The organism is Neisseria sp. RH3002v2f (assembly GCF_014596375.1).
In the GTDB taxonomy this organism is placed as follows: Bacteria; Pseudomonadota; Gammaproteobacteria; order Burkholderiales; family Neisseriaceae; genus Neisseria; species Neisseria cinerea.
On record NZ_MAYZ01000025.1, the window covers coordinates 94,432 to 110,050 of the forward strand.

Below are 15,619 nucleotides of genomic sequence, written 5' to 3' on the forward strand. Positions count from 1 at the left end.
TGCCGTCTGAAAACGGCGGTTTCCAGACAATAAGGTTTCAGTCATGCTGCCACTCGACATGCTCACTCAAGAAGCCGCCGCTTTGGTGTGCCCAAAGTTTGGCGTACAGGCCTTGTTTCTCGAGCAACTCGGTGTGGCTGCCTTCTTCGATGATGCGGCCTTTGTCCAAGACGATGAGGCGGTCCATTGCGGCGATGGTGGAGAGGCGGTGGGCGATGGCAATCACGGTTTTGCCGTCCATCATTTTGTCGAGGCTTTCTTGGATGGCAGCTTCGACTTCGGAGTCAAGCGCGCTGGTGGCTTCGTCGAGCAGCAGGATCGGTGCGTCTTTGAGCATGACACGGGCGATGGCGATACGCTGGCGCTGGCCGCCGGAGAGTTTCACGCCGCGTTCGCCGACGTGCGCGTCATAGCCGCGCCGTCCTTTGGCGTCGGAAAGGTTGGGGATGAAATCAGCGGCTTCGGCGCATTCGGCGGCGGAAATCATTTCGGCATCAGTCGCATCGGGGCGGCCGTAAACGATATTGTCGCGCACGGAACGGTGCAGCAGCGAGGTGTCTTGCGTGACCAAACCGATTTGGGCGCGCAGGCTTTCTTGGGTTACGCTGTCCACGGTTTGACCGTCGATCGAAATCGTGCCGCTTTGCGGTTCGTAGAAGCGCAGGAGCAGGTTGACGATGGTGGATTTGCCCGCGCCGCTGCGTCCGATCAAGCCGACTTTTTCGCCCGGGCGGATGGTGAGGTTGAAGCCGTTGAGTAGCGGTTTGCCGGCTTCGTAGGAGAAATCGACGTGTTCGAACTTGATTTCGCCTTGCGACACTTTCAACGGCAGGGCGTTCGGCTTGTCGAGGATGGTGTGCGGTTTGGACAGGGTTGCCATGCCGTCGCCGACGGTGCCGATGTTTTCAAACAATCGGGCGGATTCCCACATGATGTATTGCGACAAACCGTTGACGCGCAAAGCCATGGCGGTGGCGGTGGCAACCGCGCCGACGCCGACTTGCCCGTGATACCAAAGCCAGATGCCCAGCGCGGTCGTGCCGGCGGTCAGCGAGCTGTTGACGATGAAGCTGCAGGTGTGCAGAAGCGTCGCCAAACGCATTTGGGCGTGTACCGTCACCATAAATTCTTCCATCGACTGCTTGGCGTAGGCCGCTTCGCGCGCGCCGTGGGAGAAGAGTTTGACGGTGGTGATGTTGGAATAGGCGTCGGTAATGCGGCCGGTCATCAGCGAACGCGCATCCGCCTGACGCGCTGCGGTTTTGCCGAGCTTGGGAATCAGGAAGCGCATAATCAGGGCGAATCCAATTATCCATCCGATAAAGGGCAGCAGCAGCCAGCCGTCGAACGAAATCAGAATCACGCCGGAAGTAATGAAATACACCAGTACATAAACAACCATGTCAGCGACGGTCATCACCACGTCGCGCAGCGCCAGTGCGGTCTGCATGACTTTGGCGGACACGCGTCCTGCAAATTCGTCCTGATAGAAGCCGAGGCTCTGCCCCAGCATCAGGCGGTGGAAGTTCCAGCGCAGGCGCATGGGGAACACACCTTGCAGGGTTTGCAGGCGCACGTTGGACGCGAGGAAGGTCCAGAGAGCGAAAAACACCATCATCGCCGCCATCGCCGTCAACGCCCAGCCTTTTTCGGCAAACAGGGTCGCGGGCGTGTATTTACCGAGCCAGTCCACGACTTTGCCCATAAATTGAAACAGCAGGGCTTCCATGATGCCGATGCCTGCGGTAAATGCCGCCAAAACGGCAATCCATTTGCGTAATCCCCTGATGTTGCTCCAGATAAAACGCCACAGCCCTTTTTCAGGCGTTTTCGGGGCGGCTTCGGGATAGGGGTCGATTCGGGATTCGAACCAAGAAAAGATTTTGTTTAACATTGTTTTCGATTTCAGTAGGCCTGTTTCAGACGGCATTATTTCAGCAGATTTTTCAGGGCGAGGCGCACACCTTCGCCCACATCTGTCCCTTTAGGGATGCCTTTAACTGCAGCTTTTGCCTCGCGTTCGCTGTAACCGAGGGCAAGAAGCGTGCTGACGATGTCATTGGTTTCGTCATTCTCGGACGGGGCGGCAAACAGCCCGTCCGTTACGGTATGGGTTATCAGTTTTCCGCGCAGTTCCAAAACCATGCGTTCGGCGGTTTTTTTACCGATTCCCGGGGCGGAGGAGAGGCGTTTGACATCTTCTTCTGCAACTGCCTGTGCCAGTTCGTCGGCAGTCATTGCCGATAAAATCCCCAAGGCGGTTTTTGCCCCGATGCCGCTGACCTTGATTAGTTGGCGGAATGTTTTGCGCTCTTCCGCAGTGGCAAAACCGAAGAGCAGGTGTGCGTCCTCACGGACGACGAGTTGGGTGAAAACCTGTACGGTTTCGCCCAATGGCGGCAGGTTGTAGAAGGTCTGCATGGATACGTCCGCTTCATAGCCTACGCCGTTGACATCGATGACGATTTGAGGAGGGGTTTTCTCAACCAGTTTGCCGGTCAGTTTGCTGATCATGTATGAAGGATCCTGAAGTGTCGGGTGCAAAATGCCGTCTGAAACCGGTTGGGGCTTCAGACGGCACGGATTGTATCAAATTCAGTCGTCCCGGCGGGAGGAAATCACGCGACCGGTACGGGCATCGACGACAACTTTGTATTCCTGTCCGTTTTTGACGATTTCGACATCGTAGTGCGGACGGCCGTCGTCTCGGTCGAGGTCGATATCGGTAACGCGGCCGCCGATACGTGCCAAAGCCGCTTTTCTCGCCTGTGCCTGGCTGATCAGACCGGCTTGTGCTTTGTGTTCATGCATAGCGTGCGGATGATCGTCGTCGTCATGGCCGTCGTGGTGGGCGAGTGCGGGAGAGGAAATGCCCAACAGTGCGGTTGCGGCGGCGCTTAAGAGAAGGTGTTTGAAGTTCATGTTTTGCTCCTGTAAAGTTTCAAGCATGATAGCCTCTGAAGATTAGCCCTGCATTAGGGGACGTGTCAACCGGCAGTCAATGCCGTCTGAATCATACCGCGTGCCTGAGCTTCGGCTTCGGCGGCACGTTCCTGCGAGGAAAACGGCCCCATTTTGACGACATATTCGTAATGGCGTTTTTCAACCGATAGGTTCGGGTTTGATGCCGATGAAGCCAGGTTTTGGGCGGCATGGTTCAGATATGCCTGTGCTTCGCGTTCGGTACCGAAGGATTTCAAGTCGATGAAGATGTCTTTGTTTTCGGCAGTCGTTGAGGATTTGCCCGGGACAATCTGTTCGATTTTGACATGTGCCGTACCTTGGCTGACAAAGCCCAATTGTTGGGCCGCCGCTTTGGATACGTCGATGATGCGGTTGCTGTGGAAGGGGCCGCGGTCGTTGATGCGGACGACGACGCTTTTCCCGTTACGGGTATTGGTTACGCGGACGTAGCTGGGAATGGGCAGGGTTTTGTGTGCGGCGGTGAAGGCGTTCATGTCGTATCGTTCCCCGCCGGAAGTTTTGCGGCCGTGAAATCTGCCGCCATACCATGAGGCGTTGCCGGTTTGTGTAAATGCGGCAACTTGGTTTATCGGCGTGTAGCGTTTGCCGGCTACTTTGTAGCTGCGGTTGGCGGAGGCGTGCAGTTTTTCTGCTTTGAACACTGCGTCGGCGGATGCCGTCTGAAAGGAATGTATGCCGAATGCGGCCGTGAGGAGGAAAAGGGTTTTTCGGGTTAAAGTCAAAACGTGTTCCGTTCTTGAGTTGAAGACGAATGGGCATCATGCCCGCCGGATACGTTCCGAACCGCCGCACAGTGCGGACGGCGGTTCGGAATGTGTCCGGATGGGTTTTCAGACGGCATGAACTTGTGTTCAAACGCCGCCTGAGTAACCGTGTTGCCGCCATGCTTCGAAGAGAATCACGGCAACGGTATTGGAAAGGTTCATACTCCGGCTGCCGGGCTGCATGGGCAGGCGGATTTTTTGCGCGGCGGGCAGGCTGTCGAGAATGTCGGCGGGCAGCCCGCGCGTTTCCGGCCCGAACAATAAAACGTCGCCTTTTTGAAACGCCGTTTCATCGGGGCGCGCCGTGCCTTTGGTGGTCAGTGCGAAAATACGTCGGCCTGCCAGCGACTTGAGGCAGTCGTCGAAGTTTTCGTGCACCGTCAGGCTAGCGAACTCGTGGTAGTCGAGCCCGGCGCGTTTCATTTTGGCGGAATCCAATGGGAAGCCGAGCGGCTTGATCAGGTGCAAATCCGCGCCGGTATTGGCGCACAGGCGGATGATATTGCCTGTATTCGGTGGGATTTCCGGTTGGTATAAAACGATGGTAAACATAAATATCAATCACTTATAGGCGCATAACCTTGCCATAAGGCGGCATGGGTGTCAAAAAATTTAGTTATTTTTTCATTGGCGTGCGTGCCAGCGTCCAGCAGCAGATGCGGTTTGCGCCTGACTTTTTCAGCATCTTCGCCAGCTCGCCCAGCGTCGCGCCGGTGGTAAAGACATCGTCGATTAACAGAATATTACAGTTTTCCGGTATCGGTGTGCGGATTTTAAAGGCATTTTTGATGTTTTTCAGTCGGTCGCTGCCTTTGAGCGTGCTTTGAGGAGGCCGGTGGCGGCGGAAAACGGTATGTCGCGGCAGTGTGCGCCAACCGTAGCGTTGCGCCAGCAGCCCGACGATACTTTCGCTTTGATTGAAGCCGCGTTGAAGCAGCCGTTCTTTGCCCAGCGGTACGGGCAGGACGAAATCGAAACATTCGTCTGAAAGCCAGTCGGGCGGGTTTTGTACCATCAGGTTTGCCAACGGGCGAACCATGCCCAAGTCTGCCAAGTGTTTCAACGTACGTATCATGTTGCTGACGGGTGGTTCGTAATGCAGCGAGGCCCACATCCGGTCGAATGCGGGCGGTTTCTTTTGGCAAATGCCGCACGCCGATCCGCCTTGGATGTGTCTGAAACACAGGGGGCAGCTGTTTGCCGCGTCGGTGTGGAAACTTGCCAAATCGGTATTGCAGCCGGCGCAGATGCCGTCTGAAACGTCTGATGAATCGTGGCATAATACGCAGTGTCTGACTGCGGCCGCGTCTGCGATGCGCCGCCAACAAGAGAGAAAATTCATGCCTGATGCTGCCAAAAAAGTTTACCTGATACACGGGTGGGGGGCGAACCGCCATGTGTTCGACGACCTGATACCCCGTCTGCATGCGGAATGGGCGGTGTGCGCGCCCGATTTGCCCGGACACGGGGACGCTCCGTTTGTCCAACCTTTCGACATTGCGGCTGCGGCCGACGGCATTGCCGCTCAAATTGACGCGCCGGCCGACATTCTCGGCTGGTCGCTCGGCGGATTGGTTGCGCTGTATCTGGCGGCCCGCCATCCCGGAAAAGTCCGTTCGCTCTGCCTGACGGCGAGTTTCGCCCGACTGACGGCTGACGAAGACTATCCCGAAGGGCTTGCCGCGCCTGCATTGGGCAAAATGGTCGGCGCGTTCCGAACGGATTATGCCAAATATATCAAACAGTTTCTACAATTACAGCTTTTGCATACGCATGATGCGGACGAAATCATAGGCAGAATCCTGCCCGATTTGGCGCGCTGCGGCACACCCTCCGCCTTACAGGAAGCTTTGGACGCGGCGGAAAGGGCGGATGCGCGGCATTTGTTGGACAAGATAGATGTTCCGGTACTGCTGGTGTTCGGCGGCAAAGACGCGATTACGCCGCCGCGCATGGGTGAATATCTGCACCGACGTTTGAAGGGCAGCAGGCTGGTTGTGATGGAAAGGGCGGCGCATGCGCCGTTTTTGAGCCATGCGGAAGCGTTTGCCGCGCTGTACCGCGACTTTGTCGAAGGGGTTTGACATGAATCCGCAGGACAAATGCTGGCAGGTTCACCGCCATCTCGCCGAACATGCCGACCAACGGCTGACACTCGTCCGCAATGCGCCCAAGCATATCCTGCTTGCCGGGGCGGATGCGGACATCAGCCGCAGCCTGCTGGCGAAACGCTATCCGCAGGCGGTATTTGAAGAGTACGATTCCCGTGCGGATTTTTTGGCGGCGGCGGCTGCCGCCCGCAAAGGCGGTTTTTGGCAAAGGTTTACGGGTAAGGGCGTGGTGCAACACTGCCAATCCCCGACCGTGCCGCTGCCCGAAGCGTGTGCCGATATGTTGTGGTCCAACCTCGGTTTGACGGAGGCGGAAAGCATCGTCCCCGTGCTGCAAAATTGGGCGCGCGCGCTGAAGACGGACGGGCTGCTGTTTTTCACCTGCTTCGGGCGAGATACCTTGGCGGAACTGAAATGCCGTCTGAAAGAAAACGGTATTGAGAGCCGCAGCGCGCTTTTCCCCGATATGCACGACTTGGGCGATATGCTTGCCGAAAACGGCTTTTACGACCCCGTTACCGATACGGCGAAGCTGGTGTTGGATTACAAAAAGGCGGAAACGTTTTGGGCGGATATGGACACGCTGGGCATCTGGCGGGCGATGGCGTGGAACGATGAAAACGCCGCGCGTTCGTGTGTCGGGACAATATTTGAGTGGGAAGGCGGTTTAAGCATTACGCTGGAAACGGTGTACGGACACGCTGTGAAAAAACTGATGCTGCCGCAGGGAGAGAACGTGGTACAGTTTTTTCCGAGGAAATGAGCGTGTCGGGGTGAAAATGTGCGGATGCCGTCTGAAACGGAAGCGTTCAGACGGCATTTTATCTGACAGGGTACTTCGTGCCTGCATTGTACAATGCAACACAGGTTATTGATGTAACCTGTGTTTTTCTTTTTGCAGACAAGATTTGGAGGATGTGGAATATTATGATGAATTGGTTGAAAGGGCAGAAAACAGTTACCCTGAAATTTTACAGTTTGGAAGAAATCGCAGAATTGCTGAGGGATGAAGGCTACCGTAAGGTTGAAATGACCGATTTCTTTGGGACGGAAATGGTTCGGGTTTCGATAGACGGCAGGAAGATATTGATTGGGCAGGAAGACAATGGCGATTTGCAGTTGATGGAAATACTGACAGGTGTGCCAAACAGCAGTGAAGCTATGAATGAAATTAATGTAAATGTCAGGGGGCTTAAAGCCCATCAGAATGAATTGCTTACTTTTTTGAGCATAACTTTATTTGTTGTCGAAGGATATGGTATCAGCAAGGAACACATTCTTCAGATGCTGAAAACGTTTCTCGGGTGTTGTGGGGCAGCTGGCCGGATTTTAATCAAATATGCGTAAACGGCTTGAAATGATTTATTTGACGGCGTAACCGACATATTCCCTTTTCAGACGGCATCCCGTTCCAACACCGCCAACACCGCCGCACCGTAACGTGCGGCTTTTTCTTCGCCTACGCCGTATACGGCGGCAAGCTCCGCCAAACCTTCCGGCTGTTTGGCGGCAATGGCGCGCAGGGCGGCTTTGCTGAGAATGCGGTAGGGTTCGGACTGTTCGTGTTTTGCGGTTTCGTTGCACCATTGAATCAGGGCGCGCATCAGGCGGCGTTTGTGTTTGGCGGTTTCATCGATGCCGTCTGAAAACGGACGGCAGACGGCGAGGATATCCCATCCGTATTTGGCGGCGCGTACGCTGCCCAAGCCGTGTACACCTTCGAGGTCGGTTTCGGTTTCGGGCGTGGCGGCAAGCATATCGGCAAGGCTTTCGTCGGAGAGGATGGCATGCAGGGCGCAGTTTTCCGCCCTTGCCCGTTCATACCGCCAGGCTTCGAGTTTTTGACGCAGTTGCTGTTCGCGTTCGGTTTGCGGGCGGATGACGGCATTGTGGCTAAAGTCGGCAGCGTTTTGGCAGACTTTGAGTATGCCGTGTCCGAAACGGTCGATTTTGGCTTCGCCCAAGCCGTAGATGTCGTGCAGCCCGTTGAGGTTTTGCGGCATTTTTTCGACAAGGTCGCGCAGGGTTTTGTCGCCGAAAATCATATAGGCGGGGATGCCTTCGGCTTCTGCCTGTTTCATACGCCAAACGCGCAATGCCTGCCACAGGCGTTCTTCGCGTTCGGTACGCAGCCAGTTGTCTTTGAGGGTGCGGACGGCGGGCTTGTCGCGCTTGAGCGGGCGCAGCATCACTTCGGTTTCGCCTTTGAGGACTTTTTTGGCGGCTTCGGTCAGTTGCAATGCCTGATATCGGGTAATGTTGACAGTGAGGTAGCCGAGGCTGATGCACTGGCGGATGACGCTGCGCCATTCTTTGTCGGACAACTCCGTACCGATGCCGAATGTGGACAGTTGTTCGTGCCGGTTGCCGTGTATCCAATCGTCGCTTTTGCCGCGCAAAAGGTTGGTGATGTAACCGGCGGCAAAACGTTGTCCGGCGCGGTACACGCAGCTGAGTAATTTTTGCACCAATACCGTGCCGTCAAACCGTACGGGCGGATGCAGGCAGTTGTCGCAATGGCCGCAGGGTTCGGATTCTTCGCCGAAATGTTTGAGCAGCAGTACGCGGCGGCAGGCGGCGGTTTCGCAGACGGAAAGCATGGCATCGAGTTTTTGCATTTCGATTTGCTTTTGCACCTCGTCGCTGTTGCCTTCGGCAATCCGTTCGCGCAGCAACACCCAATCGTTCAAACCGTAACACAGCCAGCTCACGGCTGGTAGCCCGTCCCGGCCGGCGCGCCCCGATTCCTGATAGAAATGTTCGACACTCTGGGGCATATCGAGATGGGCGACAAAGCGCACGTCGGGTTTGTCTATGCCCATGCCGAACGCCACGGTCGCCACCACGATAATATTGTCTTCATGCGTAAAGCGGCGTTGGTTTTCCTCGCGCACGTCCATGCTCAAACCGGCATGATACGGAATCGCGTTTAATCCGTTTTCACGCAAAAACTGCGCCACATCTTCAACCTTTTTGCGGCTTAAGCAATACACAATGCCGCTTTGCCCCGTCATTTCTTTACGGATGAAATCCAGCAATTGTTTTTTGCCGTTGTTTTTTTCGATAACCTGATAATAAATATTCGGGCGGTCGAAGCTGGAGACAAATTCGGGCGCATCGTCCAAGTGCAGATAATGCTTGATGTCGGCGCGCGTAGCCGCATCGGCGGTAGCGGTCAGGGCGATGCGCGGGACGTTCGGATAGCGTTCGGCAAGCATGCCGAGCTGTTGGTATTCGGGGCGGAAATCGTGTCCCCATTGGCTGACGCAATGCGCCTCATCAATGGCAAACAGACTGACGGTTTGTTGGTCGAGAAAACGTAAAAAGCGGTCGGTAACCAAGCGTTCCGGTGCGACATAAAGCAGTTTCAGACGGCCTTGGGCAAGCTTGTCGGCAATCTCGCGCGCCTCATCTGCCGATGTGCCGCTGTTGACTGCCGCCGCTTCAATCCCGGCCACATGCAGGCTGGCCACTTGGTCGTTCATCAGCGCAATCAGCGGCGATACGACAACCGCCACGCCTTCGCGCATCAGCGCCGGAATCTGGTAACACAAAGACTTGCCCCCGCCCGTCGGCATCAGCACCATCAAACTCTCGCCACCGGCCAAAGCATTGACGATAGCCTCCTGCCTGCCGCGAAATTCGGGATAACCGAATACTTCGTGCAAAATCTGTTTGGCGGTCGGTCGGTGCATGATGGTTCCGTGCTCGGTAAGGATGTTGATCGGTCGGCGGCAATATGCCGTCTGAAATCGGGATTTAGAAGAGTTTACCCACTTCCGCCTCAATATCGTCGGCACGCATGAACGTTTCGCCGATCAGGAAGGTGTGCACGCCGCGCGCCCGCATAAATTCCACATCCGCCTTACCCGTAATGCCGCTTTCGGTAACGACGGTTTTGCCTTCCAGTGCGGGCAGCAGCGACAGGGTTTGGTCGAGGGAGACTTCAAAAGTCCTCAGGTTGCGGTTGTTTACGCCCCACAACGGCGTGGTCAGGTTGCGGCATTTTTCCAATTCGGTTTCATCGTGCAGCTCGAGCAGGACGGTCATGCCCAATTCGTGCGCCACCGCTTCAAAGCGTTCCAATTGTTCCTGTTCCAGTGCTGCGGCAATCAGCAGGACGGCATCCGCCCCCCATGCGCGCGCCTGATAAACCTGATATTCGTCGATGATGAAGTCTTTGCGCAGCACGGGCAGCGATACGGCTTCGCGCGCCTGTTTGAGGTATTCGGGCGAACCTTGGAAATAGGGTTCGTCGGTCAGTACGGACAAACACGCCGCTCCGGCGTTTTCATATGCGCGTGCAATCTCGGCCGGTCGGAAGTCCGGACGGATCAGGCCTTTGCTCGGGCTTGCCTTTTTGATTTCGGCAATGACGGCGGGCAGGTTTAGGCGGTGTTTGCCGCGTATCGAATCGATGAAGCTGCGGACGGGCGCGGCTTCTGCAGCAAGTGCGCGGATGTGTTCGGCGTTGACGGCGGCTTTTTGGGCGGCAACTTCCTGTGCTTTGGTGGCAAGGATTTTATTGAGGATGTCGGTCATGTCGTGTTCCGTATTTGTCCGGGGAAAGGGGGAATATTAGCATCAAACCGTTAACGACTGTTTGTGCGGAAGCTGTCGAAATAGGACAGGACGGTCTGCGGCAGCCATTGCAGGTTCAGCCTGCCGCCGGTGCTGCTGACAAAGCCGACATGACCACCGTGTGCCGGCTGGAACAGGGTAACGGCTTCGGACACTTCGTCCGGTGTCGGCAGCACTTCGGGCGGCAGGAAGGGGTCGTTGGCGGCGTTGAGCAGGAGCAGCGGTTTGGCAACGTGTTTGAGCAGCGGTTTGCAGGAAGTTTGGCGGTAGTAGTCGTGCCGATCGGCAAAGCCGTGCAGCGGTGCGGTGAAACGGTCGTCAAACTCGCCCAGTGTTTTGCACCCTGCGGCAAATGCCGTCTGAAAACCTTGGAGCGAACGTGCTTTGGGTATCAGTGTGCGGAGGAAGTAGCGCGTGTAGAGCAGCCGCGTGATGCCGCTGTCGAAGCGGCTGCCTGCCGCCTCTGCATCGACGGGGGCGGAGATGACGGCGGCGGCTTGCGGCAGCGCGTTTTCGCCCTGTTCACCCAAATATTTTGCCAGCGCGTTGCCGCCCAGCGATACGCCGACGGCGTATATTTCACGGTAACGCGCGGCGAGCGTGTCCAAAGTAAAGGCGATTTCGGCGGTATCGCCCAAGTGGTAGAACACCGGGGCGGTGTTCGCTACGCCGCCGCAGCTGCGGAAATGGACGACTACGCCGTTCCAACCCCGATCGCGTACCGCGAGCATCAGTTCGACCGCGTAATGGCTGCCACTGCCGCCCTCCAACCCGTGAAACAGCACGACCAGCGGCGCATCGGGCGAAATGCCGTCTGAAAAGTCGTAGGCGACTTTGGTTTTACCCGTGCTGTCGGGAAGCAGCTCGCGGCGGTATGCGGGTGCGGGGCGTTGCAGGAATTTGGCGGCCAGCGTGTCGGCATTGCCGTTGCGGAGGAAAAACGGTGTGTCCGGCGGTGTCAAAATCATAAGGTATCGGTTTTTCTGTTTTCAGACGGCATGATGATGCAATAGGCGGTCAGCGCGCACAGCAGCCCGTTTATCCAACCGGCCCAAACGTCCGAGGGATAATGTACGCCCAAATATATGCGCGAGAACCCTGTCAGCAGGGCAAACAGGATGCCGACGGACAGTACGGCGCGGCGGTAGGGCGTATGCCGGAAGCAGACGGTCAGCATGACGGCGACGGTGGCGGAAAACGTGCTGTGTCCGCTGGGGAAGGAAAAATTGCCCTCTTCGACAAGGTGCGTCCAGAGCTGCGGGCGCGGACGCGCAAACCATGCTTTCAGCAGCAGCATATTCAGCGTGGGCAGCAGGGCGGACAGGGCGCAGAACACCGCTTCGCGCCAACGCCCCAAGCGGCAGAGGCACGCGCAGGCGAATGTAACCAGCGGTACGGCGACGGCGGTTTTGCCCAAATAATGCAGTACGAGCGCGACAGGGTAAAACGTATTGGGCGTAACGGCACGAACCTGCCTCATCAGCGTTTCTTCATACGGGAGCATGCCGTCTGAAGCGACGGTGCGGGCAATGAGCGCAAAAATCGGCAGCAGTACGGCGGCAGGCAGGAAGGATACGCGGAAAAAGCGTTTTCCAAAAAAGGATATCGGCATCGGTCAGCTTTCCACCCGTTTGAAATGGCGCGGACGGAAGCCCAGTGCCGCCAGTGATGCGAAATACAGACAGCCTCCGATGACAATTAGGATGAAGAGCCGGGCGGCCTTTTGCATTCCGCCGGCGTGTGTCCAGTCGAACGGCAGCCAGATTTGGGCGGCATACAGGCCGCCTCCCATCACGGCGAGCGAGAGCAGCATTTTTGCCAAGAACGCCGCCCAATCCTTGCCGGGCCGGTAAATACCATGTTTGCGCAACAGGAAGAACAACAATCCCGCATTGATACACGCTCCCAGACCGATGGCAAGCGAAAGTCCGACGTGTTTCAGTGGGCCGATAAAGGCAAGGTTCATCAACTGCGTGCAGATGAGCGTGAAGATGGCGATTTTGACGGGCGTTTTGATGTTTTGCCGCGCATAGAAGCCGGGTGCCAACACTTTAATCATGATCAAACCGATTAAACCGAAAGAATAGGCAATCAGCGCATGTTGCGTCATCTGCGCGTCAAACAGCGTGAATTCGCGGTACATGAACAAGGTTGCCACCAGCGGGAACGACAACACCGCCAGTCCGACTGCCGCCGGCAGCGTCAGCAGCATGCACAGGCGCAAACCCCAGTCGAGCAGGGCGGAAAACTGTTCCGTATCTTGGTTTGCCGAGTGTTTGGACAAAGTCGGCAGCAAAATCGTACCGAGTGCAGCCCCCAGCACGCCGCTGGGCAGCTCCATCATGCGGTCGGCGTAATACATCCATGAAACGCTGCCAGATTGCAGATAAGACGCGAAAATCGTGTTGATAACCAAAGAAATCTGCGCCACGCTCACGCCCAAAATTGCAGGTGCCATTTGTTTCATGACGCGGTTGACCGCCGCATCTTTGAAATTCAGTTTGGGCAGTTTCAAAAAACCCAGTTTCGCCAGCCAGGGCAGTTGGAAGCCGAGTTGCAAAATGCCGCCGACAAAAACCGCCCAAGCCAGCGCGGTAACAGGAGGATCGAAATACGGCACGAAAAACAGCGCGAATACGATAAACGACACGTTCAGGAACGTGGGCGTAAACGCCGGAATGCTGAATTTATGATAGGAATTGAGTACCGAGCCGACAAAAGAGGAAAGTGAAATCAATAAGATATAAGGAAACGTAATCCGCAGCAAATCGATGGAGAGCTGAAATTTATCGGCATCTTTGGCAAAACCGGGTGCGGAAACATAAATCACCCAAGGTGCGGCAAGTATGCCCAGCGCGGTAACGATGACCAGCACAAACGACAGCATCCCCGCCACATGGCGGATAAAAACCTCCGTCGCCTCTTTAGAACGCGTTTCCTTATATTCCGCCAAAATCGGCACAAACGCTTGGGCAAACGCCCCCTCCGCAAACACGCGGCGAAGCAGGTTGGGCAGTTTGAACGCGACAAAAAACGCATCCGTCGCCATGCCTGCACCGAATGCGCGCGCAATGACCGTATCGCGCACAAATCCCAAAACGCGCGACACCATCGTCAGGCTGCCGACTTTTGCCAAAGCTCCCAGCATATTCATCATTGTTCCTCAACAGTCGTACCCGTTTGGGGCAACGGCGCGTATTGTACGACAGAAACCGGTTCAGACGGCATAGGGTTTCATGCCGTCCGAACCGGTTTCCCGATACGAAAGCTTCCTTTTCCAGAGACAAACTGTATCAACACGCGAAAATACAATAAAATACCAATATCCGATTTATTTCCAACATCACGGAGAGCCGTATGAAATCCAGACACTTTGCCCTCGGCGTTGCCGCCCTGTTCGCCCTTGCCGCGTGCGACAGCAAAGTCCAAACCAGCGTCCCCGCCGATAGCGCGCCTGCCGCTTCGGCAGCCGCCGCCCCGGCAGGGCTGGTTGAAGGGCAAAACTATACCGTCCTTTCCAACCCGATTCCCCAACAGCAGGCAGGCAAGGTTGAAGTCCTTGAGTTTTTCGGCTATTTCTGCCCGCACTGCGCCCACCTCGAACCTGTTTTGAGCAAACACGCCAAGTCTTTTAAAGACGATATGTACCTGCGTACCGAGCATGTCGTCTGGCAAAAAGAGATGCTGCCGCTCGCCCGCCTTGCCGCCGCCGTCGATATGGCTGCCGCCGAAAGCAAAGATGTGGCGAACAGCCATATTTTCGATGCGATGGTTAATCAGAAAATTAAGCTGCAAGAGCCGGAAGTCCTCAAAAAATGGCTGGGCGAACAAACCGCCTTTGACGGCAAAAAAGTCCTTGCCGCCTACGAATCTCCCGAAAGCCAGGCGCGCGCCGACAAAATGCAGGAGCTGACCGAAACCTTCCAAATCGACGGTACGCCCACAGTTATCGTCGGCGGCAAATATAAAGTCGAATTTGCCGACTGGGAGTCCGGTATGAACACCATCGACCTTTTGGCGGACAAAGTACGCGAAGAACAAAAAGCCGCGCAGTAAGCCCGTTTGAAAAATGCTGTCTGAAACTTGGTTTTCAGACGGCATTTTGATTGGGTTTAAAACGTAAAGCCCGTTTCCAGTTCTTCATCGCCGACCAGTTCGACCAAGAGCGCGTAGAGCGGGGCGAGTTCGGCATAACGGCGCGATACGCGGCGCAGATAGTTTAAGAAACGCGGGATTTCCGGACGGTATTTGTCTTTGCCGTCGCGGTAGTACAGGCGTGCGAAGATGCCTGCAACCTTCAAGTGCCGCTGTACGCCCATCCATTCGAACCAGCGGTAAAACTCGTCAAACGCTTCGGGGACGGGCAGCCCGGCAGCCCGCGCCTTTTCCCAGTAGCGGATAACCAAGTCCAAGACAAATTCTTCTTCCCATTCGATAAAGGCATCGCGCAACAGCGACACCAAATCGTAGGAAATCGGGCCGTAAAGCGCGTCTTGGAAGTCTAAAACGCCCGGCCTGCCGCGCGTCAGCATCAGGTTGCGGACGATAAAGTCGCGGTGCACATAGACTTTGGGCTGCGCCAACAGGGGCGGCAGCAGCGTATCGATGGTTTGCTGCCAAAGTTGGCGTTGTTTGAATGTTAATTCGCGCCCCAATTCTTTTGCGACAAACCATTCCGGGAACAGGTTGATTTCGCGCAACATCGTTTCACGGTCATATTCGGGCAAAACCCCTTCACGGCTTGCCTTCTGCAATTCGACCAGCTCGCCGATGGCCTCCAGCAGCAGCGCTTTGTGCGCCGTTTCGCCCTGTTCCTGAAGCATCGCGGTTAAAAACGTCGTATTGCCCAAGTCGTTCAATACCACAAACCCCAAATCCGTGTCCACGTGCAATATCTGCGGCACATTGACCATGTCAAACAGTTTCTGCACTTTCAAATAAGGTGCGACACTCATCTTGTCGGGCGGCGCATCCATGCAGACGACGCTGCTGCCGTCTGAAAACGTTGCACGGAAATAGCGGCGGAAATCAGCATCCGCCGCCGCAAAGGCCAGTTCGAAACTGCGGTCGGGATAGACGGTCTGAAGCCAATTTTTCAGTTCGATTTGTCGTTGCATAACAGTACTAAAGCATTTCAGGTTACAATAAACGCTATTCTAACTGGCAAACCGACTTGAG

General features: G+C 55.9%; 16 protein-coding genes. 4 read left to right on the forward strand and 12 right to left on the reverse strand.

Annotated elements, in window-relative coordinates:
• Window positions 1–37: 37 nt before the first annotated feature.
• From BBW69_RS09225 to BBW69_RS09250, 6 genes are all read right to left on the reverse strand, one after another.
• Window positions 38–1,894, reverse strand: coding sequence for an ABC transporter ATP-binding protein (locus tag BBW69_RS09225; RefSeq protein WP_188211106.1), 1,857 nt, complete (start codon window positions 1,892–1,894; stop codon window positions 38–40).
• A 35-nt stretch (window positions 1,895–1,929) separates the two neighbouring features.
• Window positions 1,930–2,514, reverse strand: coding sequence for a Holliday junction branch migration protein RuvA (gene ruvA, locus BBW69_RS09230; RefSeq protein WP_188211107.1), 585 nt, complete (start codon window positions 2,512–2,514; stop codon window positions 1,930–1,932).
• Between the two features lie 81 nt (window positions 2,515–2,595).
• On the reverse strand, window positions 2,596–2,922 hold the full coding sequence (locus BBW69_RS09235) for a PepSY domain-containing protein (RefSeq protein WP_107961028.1): 327 nt from the start codon (window positions 2,920–2,922) through the stop codon (window positions 2,596–2,598).
• 65 nt (window positions 2,923–2,987) lie between these two features.
• Window positions 2,988–3,707: a septal ring lytic transglycosylase RlpA family protein gene (locus BBW69_RS09240; RefSeq protein ID WP_188211108.1), complete on the reverse strand. Its 720-nt coding sequence runs from the start codon at window positions 3,705–3,707 to the stop codon at window positions 2,988–2,990.
• A 129-nt stretch (window positions 3,708–3,836) separates the two neighbouring features.
• Window positions 3,837–4,301, reverse strand: coding sequence for a tRNA (uridine(34)/cytosine(34)/5-carboxymethylaminomethyluridine(34)-2'-O)-methyltransferase TrmL (gene trmL / locus BBW69_RS09245; RefSeq protein WP_107960961.1), 465 nt, complete (start codon window positions 4,299–4,301; stop codon window positions 3,837–3,839).
• Between the two features lie 64 nt (window positions 4,302–4,365).
• Window positions 4,366–5,091, reverse strand: coding sequence for a ComF family protein (locus BBW69_RS09250; RefSeq protein WP_223169995.1), 726 nt, complete (start codon window positions 5,089–5,091; stop codon window positions 4,366–4,368).
• On the opposite strand from BBW69_RS09250, the gene bioH reads away from it, so the two are divergent.
• The 3 genes from bioH to BBW69_RS09265 all read left to right on the forward strand — a co-directional run bounded on the left by bioH (window position 5,090) and on the right by BBW69_RS09265 (window position 7,207).
• Window positions 5,090–5,833 carry a pimeloyl-ACP methyl ester esterase BioH gene (bioH, locus tag BBW69_RS09255; protein WP_305080173.1) on the forward strand — a complete coding sequence of 248 codons (744 nt, stop codon included), beginning with the start codon at window positions 5,090–5,092 and terminating at the stop codon, window positions 5,831–5,833. The genes BBW69_RS09250 and bioH overlap by 2 nt on opposite strands.
• Window position 5,834: 1 nt before the next feature.
• Window positions 5,835–6,623: a class I SAM-dependent methyltransferase gene (locus tag BBW69_RS09260; protein WP_188211111.1), complete on the forward strand. Its 789-nt coding sequence runs from the start codon at window positions 5,835–5,837 to the stop codon at window positions 6,621–6,623.
• A gap of 164 nt (window positions 6,624–6,787) precedes the next feature.
• Window positions 6,788–7,207 carry a hypothetical protein gene (locus BBW69_RS09265; protein WP_188211112.1) on the forward strand — a complete coding sequence of 140 codons (420 nt, stop codon included), beginning with the start codon at window positions 6,788–6,790 and terminating at the stop codon, window positions 7,205–7,207.
• A 47-nt stretch (window positions 7,208–7,254) separates the two neighbouring features.
• Here the strand turns inward: BBW69_RS09265 and recQ are convergent, their stop codons facing one another.
• The 5 genes from recQ to murJ form a co-directional block, all read right to left on the reverse strand.
• Window positions 7,255–9,555 (reverse strand): DNA helicase RecQ, encoded by a 2,301-nt coding sequence (gene recQ / locus BBW69_RS09270; RefSeq protein ID WP_188211113.1) that lies wholly within the window; start codon window positions 9,553–9,555, stop codon window positions 7,255–7,257.
• A 64-nt stretch (window positions 9,556–9,619) separates the two neighbouring features.
• Window positions 9,620–10,402: an indole-3-glycerol phosphate synthase TrpC gene (trpC, locus tag BBW69_RS09275; RefSeq protein WP_050894788.1), complete on the reverse strand. Its 783-nt coding sequence runs from the start codon at window positions 10,400–10,402 to the stop codon at window positions 9,620–9,622.
• A 50-nt stretch (window positions 10,403–10,452) separates the two neighbouring features.
• A complete protein-coding gene (locus BBW69_RS09280; protein WP_188211114.1) occupies window positions 10,453–11,409 on the reverse strand; it encodes a YheT family hydrolase in 957 nt (318 codons plus the stop codon).
• Window positions 11,406–12,053 (reverse strand): phosphatase PAP2 family protein, encoded by a 648-nt coding sequence (locus BBW69_RS09285; RefSeq protein ID WP_223169997.1) that lies wholly within the window; start codon window positions 12,051–12,053, stop codon window positions 11,406–11,408. Before BBW69_RS09285 ends, BBW69_RS09280 begins: the two co-directional genes overlap by 4 nt.
• 3 nt (window positions 12,054–12,056) lie before the next feature.
• Window positions 12,057–13,595 carry a murein biosynthesis integral membrane protein MurJ gene (gene murJ, locus BBW69_RS09290; protein ID WP_188211138.1) on the reverse strand — a complete coding sequence of 513 codons (1,539 nt, stop codon included), beginning with the start codon at window positions 13,593–13,595 and terminating at the stop codon, window positions 12,057–12,059.
• Window positions 13,596–13,798: 203 nt separating this feature from the next.
• Here murJ and BBW69_RS09295 point away from each other — a divergent pair, with 203 nt between their 5' ends.
• On the forward strand, window positions 13,799–14,497 hold the full coding sequence (locus BBW69_RS09295) for a thiol:disulfide interchange protein DsbA/DsbL (protein ID WP_188211115.1): 699 nt from the start codon (window positions 13,799–13,801) through the stop codon (window positions 14,495–14,497).
• Between the two features lie 56 nt (window positions 14,498–14,553).
• Here BBW69_RS09295 and amgK read toward each other — a convergent pair whose 3' ends face one another.
• On the reverse strand, window positions 14,554–15,558 hold the full coding sequence (gene amgK, locus BBW69_RS09300; RefSeq protein ID WP_188211116.1) for an N-acetylmuramate/N-acetylglucosamine kinase AmgK: 1,005 nt from the start codon (window positions 15,556–15,558) through the stop codon (window positions 14,554–14,556).
• Window positions 15,559–15,619: the final 61 nt, after the last annotated feature.

Bases quoted from the DNA above. Each gene is read 5' to 3' on its own strand.
- bioH (WP_305080173.1), top strand. From the start codon at position 5,090: ATGCCTGATGCTGCCAAAAAAGTTTACCTGATACACGGGTGGGGGGCG.
- BBW69_RS09265 (WP_188211112.1), top strand. From the start codon at position 6,788: ATGATGAATTGGTTGAAAGGGCAGAAAACAGTTACCCTGAAATTTTAC.
- murJ (WP_188211138.1), bottom strand. From the start codon at position 13,595: ATGAATATGCTGGGAGCTTTGGCAAAAGTCGGCAGCCTGACGATGGTG.
- recQ (WP_188211113.1), bottom strand. From the start codon at position 9,555: ATGCACCGACCGACCGCCAAACAGATTTTGCACGAAGTATTCGGTTAT.
- amgK (WP_188211116.1), bottom strand. From the start codon at position 15,558: ATGCAACGACAAATCGAACTGAAAAATTGGCTTCAGACCGTCTATCCC.
- BBW69_RS09250 (WP_223169995.1), bottom strand. From the start codon at position 5,091: ATGAATTTTCTCTCTTGTTGGCGGCGCATCGCAGACGCGGCCGCAGTC.
- ruvA (WP_188211107.1), bottom strand. From the start codon at position 2,514: ATGATCAGCAAACTGACCGGCAAACTGGTTGAGAAAACCCCTCCTCAA.
- trpC (WP_050894788.1), bottom strand. From the start codon at position 10,402: ATGACCGACATCCTCAATAAAATCCTTGCCACCAAAGCACAGGAAGTT.
- BBW69_RS09295 (WP_188211115.1), top strand. From the start codon at position 13,799: ATGAAATCCAGACACTTTGCCCTCGGCGTTGCCGCCCTGTTCGCCCTT.
- BBW69_RS09235 (WP_107961028.1), bottom strand. From the start codon at position 2,922: ATGAACTTCAAACACCTTCTCTTAAGCGCCGCCGCAACCGCACTGTTG.
- BBW69_RS09280 (WP_188211114.1), bottom strand. From the start codon at position 11,409: ATGATTTTGACACCGCCGGACACACCGTTTTTCCTCCGCAACGGCAAT.
- trmL (WP_107960961.1), bottom strand. From the start codon at position 4,301: ATGTTTACCATCGTTTTATACCAACCGGAAATCCCACCGAATACAGGC.
- BBW69_RS09225 (WP_188211106.1), bottom strand. From the start codon at position 1,894: ATGTTAAACAAAATCTTTTCTTGGTTCGAATCCCGAATCGACCCCTAT.
- BBW69_RS09285 (WP_223169997.1), bottom strand. From the start codon at position 12,053: ATGCCGATATCCTTTTTTGGAAAACGCTTTTTCCGCGTATCCTTCCTG.
- BBW69_RS09260 (WP_188211111.1), top strand. From the start codon at position 5,835: ATGAATCCGCAGGACAAATGCTGGCAGGTTCACCGCCATCTCGCCGAA.